Source organism: Tardiphaga sp. (genome assembly GCF_041424195.1).
In the GTDB taxonomy this organism is placed as follows: domain Bacteria; phylum Pseudomonadota; class Alphaproteobacteria; order Rhizobiales; family Xanthobacteraceae; genus Tardiphaga.
Map to the genome: position 1 here is coordinate 1 of NZ_JBGMOE010000135.1, position 18,584 is coordinate 18,584.

Genomic DNA, 18,584 nt, shown 5'->3' on the forward strand with positions numbered 1-18,584 from the left:
ATTCCCTTCATCGATCCCATCGATATCCGCTATCGCCGCTTCGAGACCATGCCAAAGCCGGTGGCGCAGGCTGTCATGTTCTGCCTGATGGACGTTTCCGGCTCAATGTCCGAGCACATGAAAGATCTCGCCAAGCGGTTCTACATGCTGCTCTACGTCTTCCTGACACGCCGTTATCGCAAGGTCGATATTGTCTTCATCCGCCATACCGACCGCGCCGAGGAAGTCGACGAACAGACTTTCTTCCATGGCCCGGCTTCGGGCGGCACGCTGGTCTCCAGCGCGCTGCAGGCGATGCATGAGATCGTGCAGTCGCGCTATCGCCCCGCCGACTGGAACATCTATGCCGCGCAGGCCTCCGACGGCGACAACTCCTATGCCGATGGCGATCTCTCCGGCCGCCTGCTGAAAGACATGATCCTGCCGGTGACGCAGTTCTTCGCCTATCTCGAAGTTGGCGAAAGCGGCAGCCATCCGTTCGAAACGTCGGAATCCTCGCTGTGGACGCTGTATCAACGGCTGCGCGCGGAAGGCGCGCCGCTCTCGATGCGCAAGGTCAACGACCGCAGCGAGATTTTCCCGGTGTTCCACGATCTCTTCCAACGCCGCACGGGCAAAGAGGTGGCACCATGACAGACCGTCTCTACCAGGGCGCCGAATGGGACTTCGTCACATTGCAGCGCATTCACGATGCCTGCGAGGAGATCGCCGAAAAGGAGCTCGGCCTCAACGTCTATCCGAACCAGATCGAGGTCATCACCGCCGAACAGATGCTGGATGCTTACTCATCCGTGGGCATGCCGCTGTATTACAAGCACTGGTCGTTCGGCAAACAATTCGCCCATCAGGAAGCATCCTATCGCAAGGGCCTGATGGGTCTGGCCTATGAAATCGTCATCAACTCGTCGCCATGCATTTCCTACCTGATGGAGGAAAACACGGCGACGATGCAGACGCTGGTGATCGCTCACGCCGCTTTCGGCCACAATCACTTCTTCAAGAACAACTACCTGTTCAAGCAATGGACAGATGCCGACGGCATTCTTGATTATCTCGATTTCGCCAAGGGCTATGTGGCACAATGTGAAGAACGCCATGGTCGTGCCGCTGTAGAACAGACGCTCGACGCCGCTCACGCGCTGATGTCGCACGGCGTCGATCGCTATCCCGGCAAGAAATCGCTGGATTTGCGCGCCGAGGAAAAACGCGCCAAAGAACGCCGGAACCACGAAGAAACCTCGTTCAACGATCTCTGGCGCACGGTGCCCGTGGGGCCGACGAAGAGTGCCTCGCTGCTCAGCGCGGAGCGACGACGCGCCCTGCTCGGCCTGCCGCAGGAAAACCTGCTGTACTTCCTGGAGAAAGCCGCGCCGCGGCTGCAAACCTGGCAGCGTGAGCTGCTGCGCATTGTCCGGCACATCTCGCAATATTTCTACCCGCAAGGGCAGACCAAGGTGATGAACGAAGGCACGGCCACTTACGTGCATTATCGCATCATGACCCGGCTGCATCAGAGCGGGCAGATTTCGGACGGCAACTACCTGGAATTCCTGCAATCCCACACCAATGTCGTGTTCCAGCCGAATTACGACGACCGGCGCTTCTCGGGCTTCAACCCCTATGCGCTCGGCTTCGCGATGATGCAGGACATCGAGAAAATCGTTACCGATCCGACCGACGAAGACCGCGCCTGGTTTCCCGATATCGCCGGCAAAGGCGACGCGATGGCGGTGCTCCGCGATATCTGGGCAAACTACCGCGATGAGAGCTTCGTCAGCCAGTTCCTTAGCCCACGGCTGATGCGCCATATGCGGATGTTCCACCTGCATGACGATCCTGCCGAGAGTGCGGGCATTCGGGTCGACGCCATCCATGACGAGCGTGGCTATCGTCGCGTCCGACGTGTGCTGGCCCGTCAGTACGATGTCGGCCTGATCGACGCGAATATCGAAGTGGTGGACGTCGACCTCGCCGGCGATCGCCGGTTAATGCTGAAGCACTCGGTGCTCAATGGCGCCCTGCTCAATGAAGCCGACGCCAAGCGGGTGCTGCAGCATCTCGCCGATCTCTGGAGCTATGACGTCTCCCTCGCCGAGGTCGATGCCTCCGGCCTGGTGCTCAAGGAACACGTCGCCCATCCCCGCGTAATGGCCGCAGCGGCCTGATCGCCTCCTCCGTTTTCTCCCGCAAACTCCCCTGCCCGGCTTTTCGCCGGGTGGGGACTTTCCTTTGAAGGAAATATAGGGTAGGGGACTATCCTATGTCGCATCTCACCGCTAACAAGACCAAGCTGCTCGCCCGGGTCCGTCGGCTCGCCGGCCAAATGGCCGCCATTGAGAGGGCCATCACCGAAGACGCCGGCTGCGCCACGATCCTGCATCAGGTCGCAGGCGTGCGTGGCGCCGTAAGCGGGCTGATGGATGAACTGATCGAGGACCATGTCCGCGAACATGTCGCCCATCCCGACCTCAGCACGGACAACCGTGCGGCCGGCGCCGAAGAACTCATCGCCGCCATCCGGCGCTACGCGAAATAAGGACTGGCCGTCATGAGTATTCACAGCGACATCGATGCCCTGTCCCATGACCATATGTTCCTTGGCGACAGGCACGACGAAAACACCCGCCGCACATTGTGGGTAGTGGCGCTCACGGCGATCATGATGGTCGGCGAGATTATCGCCGGCACGATTTTCAATTCGATGGCGCTGCTGGCGGACGGGTTTCACATGGCGACCCATGCTGGCGCGCTCGCCATCGCTGCAGGCGCCTATGCCTTTGCGCGGCGCAACGCGCACAACCGCCGCTTTACGTTTGGTACCGGTAAAGTCGGAGATCTCGCAGGCTTTGCCTCGGCACTGATCCTGGCCGTTATTGCGCTCGGTATCGCCGTGGAATCCATCGTTCGATTATTCGATCCTTCGCCCGTAGCCTTCGGCGAAGCCACCTTCGTCGCGGTCATCGGCCTCGCTGTCAATATCGCCAGCGTCTTCCTGCTGTCGGGTGGTCACGGTCACCATCACGGCCATGACCATCATCACGACCATGCACACGACCACGGCCACAATCACGATCATCACGCACGCCATGACGACAACAACATGCGGTCGGCCGTCGTCCATGTGATGGCCGACGCGCTGACGTCCATACTTGCCATCGCGGCCCTGCTTGCCGGGCGCTATCTCGGCTGGGTCTGGCTAGATCCCGCAATGGGAATCGTGGGCGGCATCGTCATCGCCGTCTGGGCGTGGAATCTGCTGCGCGACACCTCAGCCGTCCTGCTCGATACCTCGGACCCGCATCTCGAACAGGAAATCCGCGACGAGGTTGAGCGCGCCGGCGACGCCCGAATCTTCGACCTGCATGTCTGGCGCGTCGGCCCCGGTGCGCATGCCGCGATCGTCGGCTTTGCCGGCGCAGCGAGCGTCGAGGCGGTGCGCCAACGCCTGACAGCCGTGCATGAATTGCAGCATGTGACGGTGGAAGCGCGCTAAGCGCCGGACGCACATCTCCCGCGCGACGAGCCTGCGGCGAGGCGGGTTGGCTTTCGCCGCATGGCTGATTAACCTGACGTCATCATCGCCAGCCAAATGGCGGTCGCGCCAATTGTGGCGTGCAAGAAACGTCTGGGATGGACATGCAAGAAAAGATCGCGCCGGGAGCCTCGATGCCGGCGACACGTCACGAAGTTCTCTATGACGACCGTGTCGTCACCTGTTTCCTGGACCGTCCTCTGAGCCTCGACGCCATGTTGCGCGCCGTCGTCGCGCGCAAGCCCGACGGCATAGCACTGGTGCTTGGCACGCAGCGCGTCACTTATGCCGAGCTCGACCGCATCGCCGAGAATATCGCGCGCAATCTCATCGCCGCCGGCTTCCAGAAAGGCGAGCGCATCGCCATGCTGCTCGGCAACTGCCTGGAATTCGTCTATCTCGCGCTCGGCGCCGGCCGTGCCGGCCTGATCGTCGTCCCGCTCAACACGCGGCAGCGCAAGCCCGAGATCGACTATGTGCTGCAGCAGTGCAAGGCCTCGGCGCTGGTCTATGACGCCGATTGCGAGATGAACCTGCCGGAGCCGCGCGCCGAATTGCGCGGGCAATGGGTGGTCGGCAGCGGACGGGCAACATCATTTAGCGAACTGATGAATGATGCGCCCGCCGTGGCGTTTCCCGAGCCTCATCAGGAAGACACCGCCTATCTGCTCTATACGTCGGGCACGACAGGCAATCCGAAAGGCGCGATGCTCACCCATGTGAGCATCATCCACTCGGTTCTCAATTTCCAGCACGGCTATGGCCTGCGCGACGGCGATGTCACCATGTTGGCGGTACCCGCCTCGCATGTCACCGGGCTTGTGGCGCTGATCCTTGCGACCATCAATGTCGCCGGCACCACCGTCATCCTGCCGGCCTTCAAGGCGCCGGAATTTCTCGCCGTCGCGGCACGCGAGCGCATGACCTACACACTGATGGTGCCGGCGATGTATAATCTCTGCCTGCTGCAGCCGGACTTCGAGACCCATGACCTGTCGGCCTGGCGCATCGCCGGCTTCGGCGGGGCGCCGATGCCCGAAGCGACCATCAAGCGGCTCGCCAAGGCATTGCCGGACCTCAATCTCTGCAATGCCTATGGCTCTACAGAGACGTCATCGCCAGCAACAATCCTGCCGCCCGGCGCGCCTGCGAACAAGATCAACACGGTTGGCCGCCCGGTGACCGGCGCGCATATCGTGGTCGCCGATGACGATGGCCGCGAGGTGCCGACCGGGCAGGATGGCGAGCTGCTGATCGCGGGGGCGATGGTCGTGCCCGGCTATTGGGACAATCCGGATGGAACGCGCAGCGGCTTCGTCGGCGGCTATTGGCGCTCCGGCGATATCGGCCGCATCGATTCGGACGGCTATGTCTCTGTGGTCGATCGCAAGAAGGACATGATCAACCGCGCCGGCTTCAAGATCTACTGCACCGAGGTCGAGAACGTGATGTCGCATCATCCCGCCATCGTCGAGAGCGCGGTGATCGGCAAACCCGATCCGGTGCTGGGCGAACGCGTGCATGCCTTCGCCTACAGCCCCGATGGCGGCAACGAGGCCGACATCCGGAAATACTGCGCCGAGCGATTGTCCGACTACAAGGTGCCGGACACCATCACCTTCCTGAAGGAACCGCTGCCGCGCAACGCCAATGGCAAGATCATGAAGACCGAGTTGCGCAAGCTGATGGCGGGCTGATCACCACGCCGCCACGGCGCCGTCCGACCTTGGATCCGTCGCGCCTTCGAGCACGCCGTTCTCATGCAGCACGATCGCGCCCGCGTGACCCATGGTGCCGGTATAGCTGCCGAGCACTTCCACCACGTGACCGGCATCGCGCAACTGCTGGATCAAGGCGGGGTCGAAACGATCCTCCAGTTTCAGCGTAACGCTCTCGTCGCCCCAGGTCTTGCCGAGCAGCCAGCGCGGTGCCGTCACCGCCTGCTGCAGCGGCATGCCGAACATGCCGTAACGCGAGAACACGGCCGACTGCGTCTGCGGCTGCCCCTCGCCGCCCATATTGCCATAGACCATGCGGCGGCCGTCATCGAAGATCGCCATCGCCGGATTGAGCGTGTGGAACGGCTTGCGGTTCGGCTTCAGTGCGTTCCAGCCACTCTCGGCGAGGCGGAACGAGGCACCACGGTTCTGCCAGCAGATGCCCGTGTCCGGCAGCACCACGCCGGAACCGAATTCGAAATAGACCGACTGGATGAACGAGACCGAGCGGCCCTGACCGTCGATGACACCGAGCCAGATGGTGTCGCCGGGCTTGCGGACATGCGGCCACGGCAAGGCGACCTTGCGATCGATATGACGCGCGAGTTCGTCCAGCTTGGCGTTGTCGAGGAAAGATGCGGGATCAACCGTCATGTGATCGGGATCGCCGACATGTTCGTCGCGCACGATGAAGGCCTGTTTGGTGGCCTCCACCAGACCATGGATGTGGTCGAAGCCTTCCGCTTGGGTGACGCCGAGGCGATCAAACATCGCCAGGATCATCAGCGATGACAGGCCCTGCGTCGGCGGCGCCATATTAAAAAGTTGCGCACCGCGCACCGTGGTCGACAGCGGCGGACGCTCCGTCGCCTGATGGTTCTGCAGGTCTGCCGCTGTGACAGGCGACGCGACCTTGGCGAGGTCGGCGGCGATGCTATCCGCAAGCTTGCCCTTGTAGAAACTCTCGAACCCATCGGCAGCGAGACGCTTCAGCGTCGCGGCGAGCGCCGGCAGTTTCATGATATCGCCTTCAGCCGGCGCGTGGCCGTTCGGCATAAAAGTCCCGGCGAAGTTTGGCTGGTCCTTTAGCTCCGCGGATTTCTCGGTCGTGAGTTCCGACTGGCTACGGGTGACGACGATGCCGTTCTCGGCGTAATAGATCGCGCTTTCCAGCAGGCGTTCACGCGCCATCGGCTTTTGCCAATGCTTTGAGACGTCCAGCGCCTTCTGCCAGCCGGAGACGGTGCCGGCGACAGTGTTGGCGGCGAGCGGCCCGCGGAATGGGATCGCCGAAGCGCCCTTTGAGGCGTAGTAAGCCAGATCCACCGCCGCGCCGGCACGGCCGCAAGCATCCACCGTGGTCGGGGTCTTGCCGGGCTCGGCGATCAGCCAGAAACCGTCGCCGCCAATGCCGGTCATATGCGGATAGACCACCGCCAGAGCGGCTGCCACGGCGATCGCCGCTTCCACGGCGGTGCCGCCGTCCTTGAGCACATCGAGACCGGCCTGCGACGCCAGATGATGCGGAGAGGTCACCATACCCCGTCGCGAGCGCGGTGTTTCAAGCATTCATCGTCTCCAGAACTCGTGGCATGCCAGCGGCGTAGGGCGCAGTCGTAACGCGTCCAGCCAATGATTCAAGCCTTTCGGGCGACGATTTTCCCATCCAGCGCGGCCAGCCGGCCGTTCTTGTAGACCGCGCGGCGGCTCGGCAGATCGACCACGGCCTGCGGCACATGCGGGGCATCGATGGCGACGAAGTCGGCCTTGGCGCCGACCCGCAGGCCCCAGTCATCCAACCGCAGCGCCTCGGCGCCACCGGCGGTGACAATGTCGAAAGCCAGCGTCAGATCGGCGTCGGTGTTGAAGCCGGAGCGGTAGCCGATCATCATCGCGCGGCCCAGCATGTCGCCGTCGCCATAGGGCCACCAGGAGTCCCGAATATTGTCGCAGCCGCCGAATACGGTAACGCCGGCCGCACGCAGCAGCTTCACCGGCGGAAACGGCCGCGCGCCGGGCGCATTGGTCATGATGGCGACGCCGCTCGACGCCAGCGTTTCCGCCGTGCGCTGAACCACATCGGGGGCGACATCGCCGAGCGCATAAGCGTGGCTGATGGCGACATGGCCGTTCATGCCGAGCGCCCGCGTACGTGCGCAGATCTGCTCTATCTCGAAGATGCCAAGCATGGAGGGATCATGCAGATGGATATCGACATCGACACCTCGGCGTTCGGCGATACCGAACACGACATCGAGATGTTTCTCGACATCACGGTCGAAACCGCCGGGATCAAGGCCGCCGATCACGTTTGCACCGAGATCGAAGGCGGCATCGAGCAGATCCGGCGTGCCCGGACTGCGCAGGATGCCGCTCTGCGGGAACGCGACGAGCTGGATGTCCATGACATCGCGATGCGCTTCGCGCACTGCGAGAATCGTCTCCAGTGATTTGAGACCCACCGAGCCGTCGACCATCACATGGCTGCGCATCCGCGTGCTGCCGTGGCCGAGACAAAGCTCGAGCTGGCTGCGCGCCCGCTCCGCCATCGGCGCGGCCTTGGCCATGTTGTCGGCCTGAAAGCCGACGCGCTCCTGCACGTTGAAGCCGTTGGTATAGGGCTGATGCGGCCGCCAGACGTCGCCGTAGAAACTGGTATCGAGATGGACATGACCCTCGACGAAGGACGGGATCACCAGCGTGCCGCCGAGATCAACGGCGCCGGCAGCATGCGGCGCCGGATCACTGGCCGGTGCGATCGACACGATGCGACCGTCGCAGACGGCAATCGCGTTGAGGCTGCCATCGGCGAATTTCGCCGATGTAAACACGGTGTCGATACCAGCCATCCCAGCCTCCGCTATTGATAGGTCGCCACGATATCGGCGACGGCGCGCTCGAGCTGCTGCGCCGTTGCGCATTGGCGGACAACGTTGCAGAACGTCGCATAACGCGGCATTTCGGAATCGCCGAAGCCCCAGCCCATGCGTCCCTCCGGATTGAGCCAGACCAGCCGCTTCGAGCGCTCGCCGATGCGGCGCAGGATGTCGGCGCGCGGATCGAGATTGTTGCTGCGGGCATCGCCGAGAACAATGACCGTGGTTTGCGCCGTAATCGCGCTCATGAACCCCTTTTCGAAATCGACGAAGGAGCGACCATAATCGGACGAGCCATAACCGACCGAAGACATGATCTGCTTCATCGCCTCTTCAGGTTTGTTCTTCTCCAGGACTTCACTGACTTCGATCAGGTTGCCGGAGAAGGCGAAGGAGCGCACATCGGACACAACTTCATGCAGGCTGTGGATCAGCAGCAGGAAGAAATCCGACACCTGCGCTACCGAACCCGAGACGTCGCAGATCGCGACGATCTTCGGCTTGTCGCGGTGGCGGCGCTTCCACGCCGTCATGAACGGCACGCCACCCCACGCCGCATTGCGGCGGATGGTGCGCCGGACGTCGAGATGACCACGGCGCTGGCGCTTGCGCGGCTTGCTGAAGCGCTCGCGCAGCCGCCGGGCCATTTGCCGGATCAGCACGCGCATCTGCGCGATCTGCCGCTGCTCCAGCCGGGCCATCGGTGCATTGCGCAGGATCTCGTTGCGCAACGCCTCTTTCTCCTCGCGGCCATACAACAGCAAGGCCTGCGACACCATCTCGCTGACGGTCTCGCGCAGGCTGCCGAGCGCAGTCGTCAAACGTTCTGCATCACCCGAGTTGCTGGCGCTGAGCGCGTCGATATCGTCGCGCAGGCGACCGACACCGAGTTGCTCGAGCACCCGGCTCGCAAACAGCCCCCGCTGGGTGAAGACGCGGATATTGGTCAGGCCGGCGGCATTGGAGGCATTGGACAGGGCGGCGGTGATGGCGGCGCGGTCCTGCGATAGCAGCATTTGCGCGAGCGTACCGAGTTCGGGCGCGGTGGGCGCTTCACCCGGAGCCGAACCGTCGACCGGGACAGCGCTGGTCTCGTTTTTACCTCCGCCGGTGTCTTCATCGTCATTCGCCGCAGGTGCTTGCTCGAAATCGGGATGCGCAAAGAACGTATCGAAACAGGCAGCGAGCGCCGCTTTCTCTTCGCCGGACTTCGCCATGGTCAGCAGCAGCGCATCGCGCAGGATGGCGCGATCGGCGGGGCCCACTTCGGCCACGGCACGCATCGCATCGATACTTTCGGCAGGCGAAATCCGCACACCGGCGCCGCGCGCCGCCCGAAAGAACCGATGCAGCGTGTCGCGCATCGCTAACCAAACACGCCTTGCCGGCCGGCCTTGGCAACGAAGCCCGAGACCTGCGGCAGTGTCGCTTCAATATCACCCTCGTATTTCAGCAGGACATTGAGCGTGTCCTTGACCATCTCATGGCCAAGTTCTGATGCGCCGAGCAGCACCAGCACCTTCGCCCAGTCGATGGTCTCACTGACGGACGGCAGTTTCTTCAGATCCAGCGTGCGCACCTGATTGACGAAGCCGACGAGTTGCTTGCGCAGTATCGCGGACACGCCGGGCACACGTGTCTCGACGATCCGCTCTTCAAGTTTCGGCTCAGGGAAGCCGATATGCAGATGCAGGCAGCGGCGCTTCAGCGCGTCGCCAAGATCGCGCTCGCCATTCGAGGTCAGGATCACGGTCGGCGGTACGATGGCCACGACGGTGCCGAGCTCGGGGATCGTGACCTGGAAGTCTGACAGGATTTCCAGCAGCAGCGATTCGAATTCGGCGTCGGACTTGTCGATTTCGTCGATCAGCAGAACGCAACCCATCGGCTGTTCCAGCGCGCGCAGCAACGGGCGCGGCTCGACGAATTCCTTGGAGAAGAAGACGTCACCGAAATCATGCAGCTGATTCAGCGCCTTGTCGAGCGTATCGGCGCCGCCCAGCACCTCGCCGAGCTTGTCCTTCAATATCTGAGTGTAAAGCAGCTGCTTGGCGTATTTCCACTCATACAGCGCCTTGGCCTCATCGAGGCCTTCGTAGCACTGCATGCGGATCATCTCGAGGCCGCGCGAGGCTGCGATCGCCTTGGCGAGTTCGGTCTTTCCGACACCGGCAGGGCCTTCGACCAGAATCGGCTTCTCGATCTTCTCGGCGAGATAGACAGCGGTGGCGATCTGCCGGCTGGCGATATAGCCGGCTGAGGCCAGACTGCGCTCAACGGCTTCGATCGATGCTGACGAACTGTTGCTCTCGGCCACGCGCTTTACTCCGGATTTCGCATGCTGGAATAAGCTGTGGCGTGCTAGCCCGGCTCGTTCCGGCGTCCTGATTTGCTACGTGGTTCAGCCCGCTGCGTCCAGCGCCACCGGCTCATCGCTCAGTTGCGGCGACTGGGGGCCTGACAATTGAGCGCCTTGCGGTAACCCGCGGCGCGGGCGTCGTCCTCGCTGCAGAACCAGCGATCCGGCTTCGGCTGGGTCGCATAATTCCGGCACTGGGGAATGAGATAGACGCCGACATGGCCGGTGAATTTGGCGCGGCGGACCTGTTTCGCCCGGATATTGCAGCCGGTTGGCATCGTGAGATCGACGGGGAACAGTGCCGCGCGCAGCTCCCTGTCCTTGTCGTTCCGGCACGCCGAGCCGAGTAACGGGCTGTCGGCGGCCTTGCTGCGGAACTCCGCAGGCGTCACGAAACAGCCGCGCCACAGGCCTTGGCGCCTTTCCTTGGCAGCGGTCTCATCTGGTTTGAAGCTGGTTTTGGCGCTTGCCTTGTCCGACGGTTCGACGCTCACCGCATAGCCCGATCGGATCACCGCCTGATTGAGGCTACCCGTCTCGCCAACGATGCTGCAGAGACCGGAGCGGCGGTTCTTGTAGATCTTGTCCTCGCCCTGATCGTCACAGCGAACCTCGCGCTTGCCGATCAATTTCACCAACTGGTCCCTTGCCTCGACGCCGCAGGCCCAGTTGTCGGCATGTTCATCGACACAGGGCTGATCGACCTCCGGCGCGTCCAGGCCGGCAAGTTTGTAAACGACATTGCCGATCTGAATCGTATCGCCGTCCTTGACGATTGCTTCAGCCGCCGAGCTCGGGCTGGCGACAAGCAGCAGGAACAGCAAAGGCAGGATACGCATCGATCTCGTCTCGGGGCGGTACGGGAAGGCTGCCACCAGTCCTATCGCAGCAGAAGCGCCCACGAAAGAGACATCACACGCACCGCGCCGTTACACCGCCACCAGCATCGCCACACCAACGACGATCAGCGCGATCCCAGACAATTCCCGTGCCGAAAGGGGCTGCTTGAACGAATAATAGGCGACGGCCTGCGCGAACAGCACCTCGACCAGCGCCAGCGTCCGGACATTCGCAGCGGCCGTAAGCGCAAAAGCCAGGAACCAGAATTGCGAGGCAGCCGCCCCCATGAAGCCGGCCAGCATCGACGGTTTCCATAGGCCGAGGATGTCGCTCAGCACCTTTGGCGCGCGTGCCAGCAGATAGATGGTCAGAATCAACGTTTGCACGAACAGTGCCCAGACCAGCGCATAGGACGCCGCGGTCACGAAGCTCACGCGCGGCACGGTGATGATCGCACCGCGGAAGCCGACGGCCGATAGCGCGAAAGCGGCCGCCGCGACCAGCCCGAGCACGGTCGGCCGGATGCTGGCGATATCCCTGGTCGCGCCGGATCGCAGCGCGGTGACCACGACGCCGATGGTGGCAATCAGGATCGCCGCGACCTTCAGCGCCGTCAGATGATCGCCGAGAAACACGAAACCGAAAATCGCGGTCTGGATCGCCTCGGTCTTGAGATAGGCCGTAGTGACCACGAAGGAGCGGTCATTCATCGCCGCCAGCATGAGCCCCGTCGCAAATATCTGGCTCAGCGCGCCGAGTAGCAGCCACGGCCAGAATTCGGCTGATGGCCACGGCACCTTGTCACCCGTCGCCAGGATGATCACCACGAAAAAGACGATCGAAAACGGGAAGCCGAACAGGAAACGGATATTGGTCGCGCCCCAGGTGCCGAGCGGCCCGGTCAGCGAGCGCTGCATGGCATTGCGCGCGACCTGCCCCAGCGAGGCGATGATCGTAAAGGGTATCCAGAGCGATGCGATGGTGAACATGAGGCAGGAAGGGTCCGCGTGCGATGGCGCGGAACCTGACTGCGCCGCGCCTTTGGGTCAAGGACATTGGGGTCAAGCGACCCATGCCCATGCCTGCAATGCGCCCGCGACCGCCTCCAATCCGGCTACCAGACGACGCGAACGACGCCCTTGCCCGCATGGCTGCGGGTGAGATTGGAGAATTCGCCCTCATAGGTCGCCGCGACCGACAGCCCGCTGCCGAGCATGACCTCCGCACTCGCGCTGGTCAGCGCAGCATCGGGTGCCATCGCCGCGCCATTCACCACGAAGCTCGCACCGGGCAGCGACTGGAACGATGCCTGTGCGAAGCGGTCACGGTTGAAATCATGCGCCCAGGCCGCGCGTCCACGCAGCGTCAGCAATGCTTCGTCGAGTGCGAATGACTTGTCGGTGCGCAAGCCCAGTTCGCTGCGGGTCGCTGTGACATTACGCGCGGTATAGTTCAGCGCGAAATTACTGCCGCCGGCGACAACCGTTTCCGCATAGGCCGGCAGATCGATATTCGTGACCTGGCCCGCGGCATAGGGCGTCAAACCCATGCCGCCGAGCCACGGCAGCACACTGCGATGGCCGCCTTCAACGCGCGCCGAGAAAGCGTGCGCGGTGAAGTTCGCGCGCAGCCTGTCCGCATTGACGATGGTCGCCAGCCGTTCCGTGGTAACGTTCTGCCAACCATAAGCGAGTGCGCCGGTGAAATAGGCCGATCCTTCATGGTGACGAATGAAGCCGCCTATCTGGAACAGATCCGAATGACCGGTGCCGAGGTTATCGGTGAGGCCGAAACTGGTGCCACCACCAGCCACGGCGAAGCCAGCCAGCGTCTCCGGCGACAGCCAGGTATCGGCACCAACGGCAATGCCGCCGATCCGGCTGCTGCTGTTGTGCGAACCGACGATCGTATTGCCGTCGGTCGCCTGACCACCACCAAAACCGGCGGCCCAGACGTTCCAGCGCGACTCGAAACTCGCCGCCGCAGGTGGCGCCTTGGTAATCGTGCCGTAGGCATCGCGCCACGATGCCGCTGAACGATCCGCCGACGCGAAGGCGTTCGAAGCTGTGCCCGCAGTCGCAAGACCACGATTGGCAGCGAAAGGATCGGTCAACACGCCCATGAATTGCGTCATGGCCTGCACGGTGTTTTGCTGCACGCCGGTTGAGAGTTCGCCCGACGCCTGCGTGAGGTCTTCCGGTGTCATCGCGCCGAGCGCATAGGGAATGCCGCCATGGTTGCTGAAATAGGTGTTCAGAGATGAGGCGATGTTGTTCTGGTTGATATTAAGACCCGTCAGCTTCAGATCGACATTGAGGTAAACGTTTTGAGCATCGTAGCTCAGCGTCGTGATGAACGAGGGCGGCTCGTCGCTGACGATATTTGGGCTGAACGAGCCTGTAATGCCGCCTGCGGCATTCAAGATCGTGTAGCGTTCACGCACATAGGCCGCGGGATCGAAGCTGACGCGAACGCCTGCATTGTTGAGCGACGCGGTGCCGGTGACATTGGTCCGATCCGCCGCCAAGCCAGATACTTCCACCATGTAGCTCGAAGCTGCAGCAAATGTCAGATTGCCTTGTACTGACAGCAGCCCGATCGAATTTCCTGGCGACAGCATGCCACCATCTAGGATCTGTGCGGTGCTGACGATGCCGTTGCCGCCGAGCGTCGCGCCGCGTTCGACGCTCACCAGCGACGATGCCGCGATCGAGCCGTTGACGCTGAGCGTGCCGGCCTTGACGTCGGTTGCGCCCGTATAGGAATTGATGCCGTCGAGGCGGGTGGTGCCGGGACCGCTTTGTGCAAACGAACCGCTGCCGGAGATGGCACCCGCCAATGTCAGCAGACCGTCGCGCTTCGCGACGAGTTCGCCATTGTTGATGACATTGCCAACGATCGATCCGGTGAAACCACCATCGCCTATCTGCAGAATGCCTCGCGCGATCTCCGTGCCACCGCTGTAAGTATTATCTGCCGTCAGGACCGCCGTGCCGGTGCCGACATTCCGGAACATGCCGGTTCCCGTGATCGTCCCGCCGAATGTGTAGACATCGGAGCGGAAGATCTGGAACGTGCCGTTGTTGATGACATCGCCGATGATAGAGCCCGCTGTGCTGCCAGTGCCGAGTTGCAGCGTACCGGCAGAGATCAACGTGCCACCGCGGTAGGTGTTGTCATTGCCAAATGCCGTAAGACCTGCGCCGACCTGGATAACAGCGCCCGGACCGGAGATGACGTCATTGTAGAAGATGTTGTTAGATCGGTTGAATGCCAGAACACCATTGTTCGTGACATTACCGGACAGTGTGCCAGTGGTACCGCCATTGCCGATCTGCAGCGTGCCGGCATTGATCGTCGTGCCGCCGCTGTAAGAATTGACGCCTGCCAGGACCAGCGTGCCCCAACCGTCCTTGATCAGGGCGCCAGCGCCCGAGACATTTCCTGTTGTCGAAAATGTCGTTCCGAACAGTGTCTCGATCGTGCCGTTGCCGCTCAGCACGATGTTTCGCGCGGACGCGATATCGGCGAGCGTCAGCAGCGTGCCGCCCGAGAGCGTCAGCGAGCCCGCGCCGAGATTAGCGTCCGCGATGACTGCAACGGCGCCGCCGGACACTGTCGTGCCGCCTGTGTAAGTATTCGCTCCAGACAATAGCAACGTGCCACTGCCGGATTTCACGAGGCTGCCACCTACACCCGTGATTGTACTTGCGATGACTGTATCGCTCGCCTGATCCAGCGTCAGTTGCGCACTGGCGAGCGTGATCTCGCCACCGAATCCGATCAGCGAATGAGTCGTGGTATTGTAACCGTTGAGATCGAGCTTGCCGCCATAGACGATCACGTCACTGCCGTTGGGCAGTGCACCGGAAGCGCCAAGCTGCAGCATACCGGCTTCAAGCACGGTGCCGCCGGTCCAGCTATTGACGTTCGACAACACCAGTGTGCCGTCGCCGGCCTTGACCAGGCTGCCCCCGCCGGACACCGTGCCGGTGAGCACCAGCGCCGTTGCAGCGTCGGTATCGATCTCGCCGATGCCAAGCAGCGACACGTCGCGTGCCGAGGCGATGTTTGCAGTCGTATGCAAGATGCCGTTATCGAAGCTGAGACCGCCGGTCGCGGCACCGAGATTTGCATTCGACGAAATCTGCAGCGTGCCTCCGCTGATGGTTGTGCCGCCGGTATAGGTGCTGGTGCCAGCAAGCACGAGCGTGCCGCCCCCCGTCTTGTTCACACCACCGGCACCTACAATCGGAGCCGAGATCGTCACCATCTCGCCCGACAGAACACGCAGCTCACCAATACCGTCCGAGCCGTCCAGCGCGGTTGGCCGTAACTCGCCGGTGCCTTGAACAAGGTTGTAGAGGCCACCGACGAATTGCAGCCCATAGAATTTCTGCGATCCATCTATCGTGATCGTACCGCCTGGGCCGTTGAAGACGCCATAGATGGAGCCCCACGTGGTGTTGGCAACGCCGCCCAGATCAAACCAGTTATTGTTAAGCGCATTCCAGGTTCCACTGCCACCCGCGGCACCACTCGACGCATCATCCCAACGTTGGAGGATGTCAGTGCCGTTGGGCGAAGCAATAAGATCCACCACGTGGGGCCGTGAGCTATCGATCGAATAGGTGACGGGAAACAGTGCCGAGATCGGGGGCGTCGTGCCGGCGGCTAGTCCGGAGATTGACGAACCGCCGGTGTAGCTGATCATGCGATAGTATCCAACCGGTGGCGCACCCGTACCACTGATGTTGAATGTCACGTCGTGGAGCGAAACATCGCCGTTGACGAAGACACTCGCTGACGTCGTTGAAATCGCTCCGGCCGAGAAATGACCCAGATTGAAATCGAAGGCGCTGCCGGCAAGCATCGACAGGTTTCCGTTCACCGTCAGACGGCCCGTGCCATCAGGTGCAAGGGTGCCACCGTTGAGCACCGTGGCGGCACCGACGGAGCCATTGCCGGTAAGGCGTCCGCCCGCATCGACATTGACCGTGCCACCGAGTTGTCCGGTCACGCCAAGCGTTGCGCTCAGGATTTCCGTGGTACCCGTAAAAGCAGCACTGCGACCGGACAGGATCGTGGTACCTGACAGCACATTGATCGCGCCATTGCCGGTGATGAGGTTGTTGAAGAGATAATCCCCGCTCGTATGGTTGAAATTGAGCGTGCCGCTTTGTGCGAGTTCAACCGGGCCTGTCACAACACCAGGCGCCAGAGCCGCTGCCCCGGGCTCGGATCCGATACTCAACGCACCGCTGACGCCGGAGGCGCCCACCTGAATCGTGCGCGCCTTCGCGGCGCCTCCATTGCTCACCGTCAGCGCGCCAACAGACGCTGCGCCGATCCTCAGGGTCTGGACATCGAGCGCCGACCCTGCACCGTCGACGCTCACCGTGCCATGCGCGACATAGGACGCATCGTTGCCAATCGAAGCGGTAGCTGCAGTCACATGCATGCCACCCGCAATCAGCAATGAGCCGTTGCCGCGATAGCCGACGAACAGATTGGTATTGAGCCACGATGCGCCTGGGCCAGAGACGGTGACATTGGCATCGGTACCGCTGTCATAGCCAACATAGCCATTGGCCGTCGTCAGTCTGGCGCCACCAGCAAAGGCCAGACTGCCGGCGTTGGCGCGCAAATCGCCGTCAAAGGATGTCGATATTCCCGAAAGCGTCCAGACGGCGTCGCCATTTTTTTCCAGCGCCGAGAAACCCCGATACTTCGTGCCGAGTGCAGAGAGATCGAAAGTCGCATTCTGTGAGCCGCCCAACGCAAAAATGTTGGGATTGCTAGCATTCAGACCGACGACGACATCGCCTGTAATGTTCGCGCCGGACCAGAGCTCCAACCTGTTGCCACCGCCGGTGAACAAAATCGCCGCGGCGCGCGATCCGTCGATATTCCGCCCGCCTTCGATCGTCCCGCCGGCAACAACCGTTACGCCGGCGCTTTGCCCGAAGATGCCGGCTCCCCCCACTCCATTCGCGCCGGCGTGACCGCTGCTTCCATTGCCGAGCTCCCATCCGCCGCCGCCCGGGCCAGCGGCACCGCCGACCCCCGCATCGCCGCCCTGCACCAATCCGCCACGGTCGACGCGTATGGTGCCGGGATTCGTCAACACGATGCCATCGCCGCCGCTACCGCCAGCACCGCCATTGCCACCATTGCCGCCGGAAACGCCCTGGCCGCCCGACCCGCCGGCCCCGCCGCCGCCGGCGGCGCCACCGAGCACCGATGCGCCGCCCTCAATGACGGTCAGGCGCGCTCTTGAGACGACGATGCCGGCGCCGCCGTTGCCACCATTGCCGCCACTGCCGCCATCGCCCCCGACGCCGCCGTCGGTTGCAGTGGTGATGCAGGGCGGCTGTCCGCCGGGACAATAGTTGCCGATAGTATCGGGGGCGCCAGTGCCTCCACCACCGCCGGCGCCGCCCCAACCGCCGAGACCACCTCTGATCGTCGGTGCAAGCGTTTCTAAAACCTCTCCGCTGGAGAAGAGACCTATTCCGCCGCCGCCGCCACCGCCACCTCCGCCGCCCCCACCGCCATAACCGGGGGCCATGAAGGTGCCGTAAAAGGCCAACACGCCACTGCCGCCGCTCGCACCGACGCTGCCGTAGCCGCCTCTGCCGCCTGCAATGAACAGGTTGCCGGGAACGAATGACCCGCTGAAGATCGCGCCGGTGCCGCCTCCTCCGCCGCCGCCGCCGCTACCGCCGTCATGACCCATTCCGTGAAACCAGCTGGTCCCATCTGCGCCGGGACCCTTCTCGGGAAACCAGCCGTATTGTCCTGCCTGCCCCTGGATTTCGCCGCCCGCCAGTTGCGAGCCAATAAACCCCGGAACCCCTCCCAGGCCGCCTAGCCCTCCTCCTGTGGCATGCGCACCGCTGCCACCCTTGCCGCCATCGCCGATGTTGGCGTCTTTCGGATGGGTGTTGTCGGCATCCCTGCCGCCGCCGCCACCGCCGCCGCCGCCATTCGCCGGATCGATCACGCCGCCTGCCCCACCCGTCTTCGGATCGCTGGTAGAGTGAGCGCCGCCAGTGCCGCCAAGTCCGGAGGACTGGGCATGAACCGCTAGCGATGAAGCAATCGCCGCAACAACCAGCAACGGGCCGGCAAGCGACAGCGTCATGGCTGTCGACGTCATCAATGTGTTAGCACGGCGCACGACGGTGCCGCTGCTCTTGCCCGAGCGGCTGCGGCGCGCTGAGCTGACGACGAAAGATAGTGGGAGCTTCACGATC

12 protein-coding genes are annotated in these 18,584 nt (G+C 62.8%); 5 read left to right on the top strand and 7 right to left on the bottom strand.

What is annotated here, in order from left to right:
* From ACEK02_RS18170 to ACEK02_RS18190, 5 genes are all read left to right on the top strand, one after another.
* The coding region (locus ACEK02_RS18170) for a DUF444 family protein (protein WP_371422974.1) at positions 1-633 on the top strand (633 nt) is incomplete at its 5' end.
* Positions 630-2,165 carry a SpoVR family protein gene (locus ACEK02_RS18175; protein ID WP_371422975.1) on the top strand — a complete coding sequence of 512 codons (1,536 nt, stop codon included), beginning with the start codon at positions 630-632 and terminating at the stop codon, positions 2,163-2,165. The genes ACEK02_RS18170 and ACEK02_RS18175, both read left to right, overlap by 4 nt.
* A gap of 95 nt (positions 2,166-2,260) precedes the next feature.
* On the top strand, positions 2,261-2,536 hold the full coding sequence (locus ACEK02_RS18180; RefSeq protein ID WP_371422976.1) for a metal/formaldehyde-sensitive transcriptional repressor: 276 nt from the start codon (positions 2,261-2,263) through the stop codon (positions 2,534-2,536).
* A 12-nt stretch (positions 2,537-2,548) separates the two neighbouring features.
* Positions 2,549-3,493, top strand: coding sequence for a CDF family Co(II)/Ni(II) efflux transporter DmeF (dmeF, locus tag ACEK02_RS18185; RefSeq protein ID WP_371422977.1), 945 nt, complete (start codon positions 2,549-2,551; stop codon positions 3,491-3,493).
* A gap of 137 nt (positions 3,494-3,630) precedes the next feature.
* Complete coding sequence (locus tag ACEK02_RS18190) at positions 3,631-5,229, top strand: class I adenylate-forming enzyme family protein (protein WP_371422978.1); 1,599 nt, start codon at positions 3,631-3,633, stop codon at positions 5,227-5,229.
* Here ACEK02_RS18190 and ggt read toward each other — a convergent pair whose 3' ends face one another.
* The 7 genes from ggt to ACEK02_RS18225 all read right to left on the bottom strand — a co-directional run bounded on the left by ggt (position 5,230) and on the right by ACEK02_RS18225 (position 18,580).
* Positions 5,230-6,819, bottom strand: coding sequence for a gamma-glutamyltransferase (ggt, locus tag ACEK02_RS18195; RefSeq protein ID WP_371422979.1), 1,590 nt, complete (start codon positions 6,817-6,819; stop codon positions 5,230-5,232).
* A 68-nt stretch (positions 6,820-6,887) separates the two neighbouring features.
* Complete coding sequence (locus ACEK02_RS18200) at positions 6,888-8,099, bottom strand: amidohydrolase family protein (protein ID WP_371422980.1); 1,212 nt, start codon at positions 8,097-8,099, stop codon at positions 6,888-6,890.
* Between the two features lie 11 nt (positions 8,100-8,110).
* On the bottom strand, positions 8,111-9,490 hold the full coding sequence (locus ACEK02_RS18205) for a VWA domain-containing protein (RefSeq protein WP_371422981.1): 1,380 nt from the start codon (positions 9,488-9,490) through the stop codon (positions 8,111-8,113).
* Between the two features lie 2 nt (positions 9,491-9,492).
* Positions 9,493-10,443 carry an AAA family ATPase gene (locus ACEK02_RS18210; protein ID WP_371422982.1) on the bottom strand — a complete coding sequence of 317 codons (951 nt, stop codon included), beginning with the start codon at positions 10,441-10,443 and terminating at the stop codon, positions 9,493-9,495.
* Between the two features lie 119 nt (positions 10,444-10,562).
* Positions 10,563-11,324 (bottom strand): thermonuclease family protein, encoded by a 762-nt coding sequence (locus ACEK02_RS18215; protein WP_371422983.1) that lies wholly within the window; start codon positions 11,322-11,324, stop codon positions 10,563-10,565.
* 90 nt (positions 11,325-11,414) lie between these two features.
* Entirely contained in the window at positions 11,415-12,314 is a 900-nt protein-coding gene (locus tag ACEK02_RS18220) for an EamA family transporter (RefSeq protein ID WP_371422984.1), read from the bottom strand.
* Between the two features lie 125 nt (positions 12,315-12,439).
* Complete coding sequence (locus ACEK02_RS18225) at positions 12,440-18,580, bottom strand: autotransporter-associated beta strand repeat-containing protein (RefSeq protein WP_371422985.1); 6,141 nt, start codon at positions 18,578-18,580, stop codon at positions 12,440-12,442.
* Positions 18,581-18,584 lie beyond the last annotated feature (4 nt).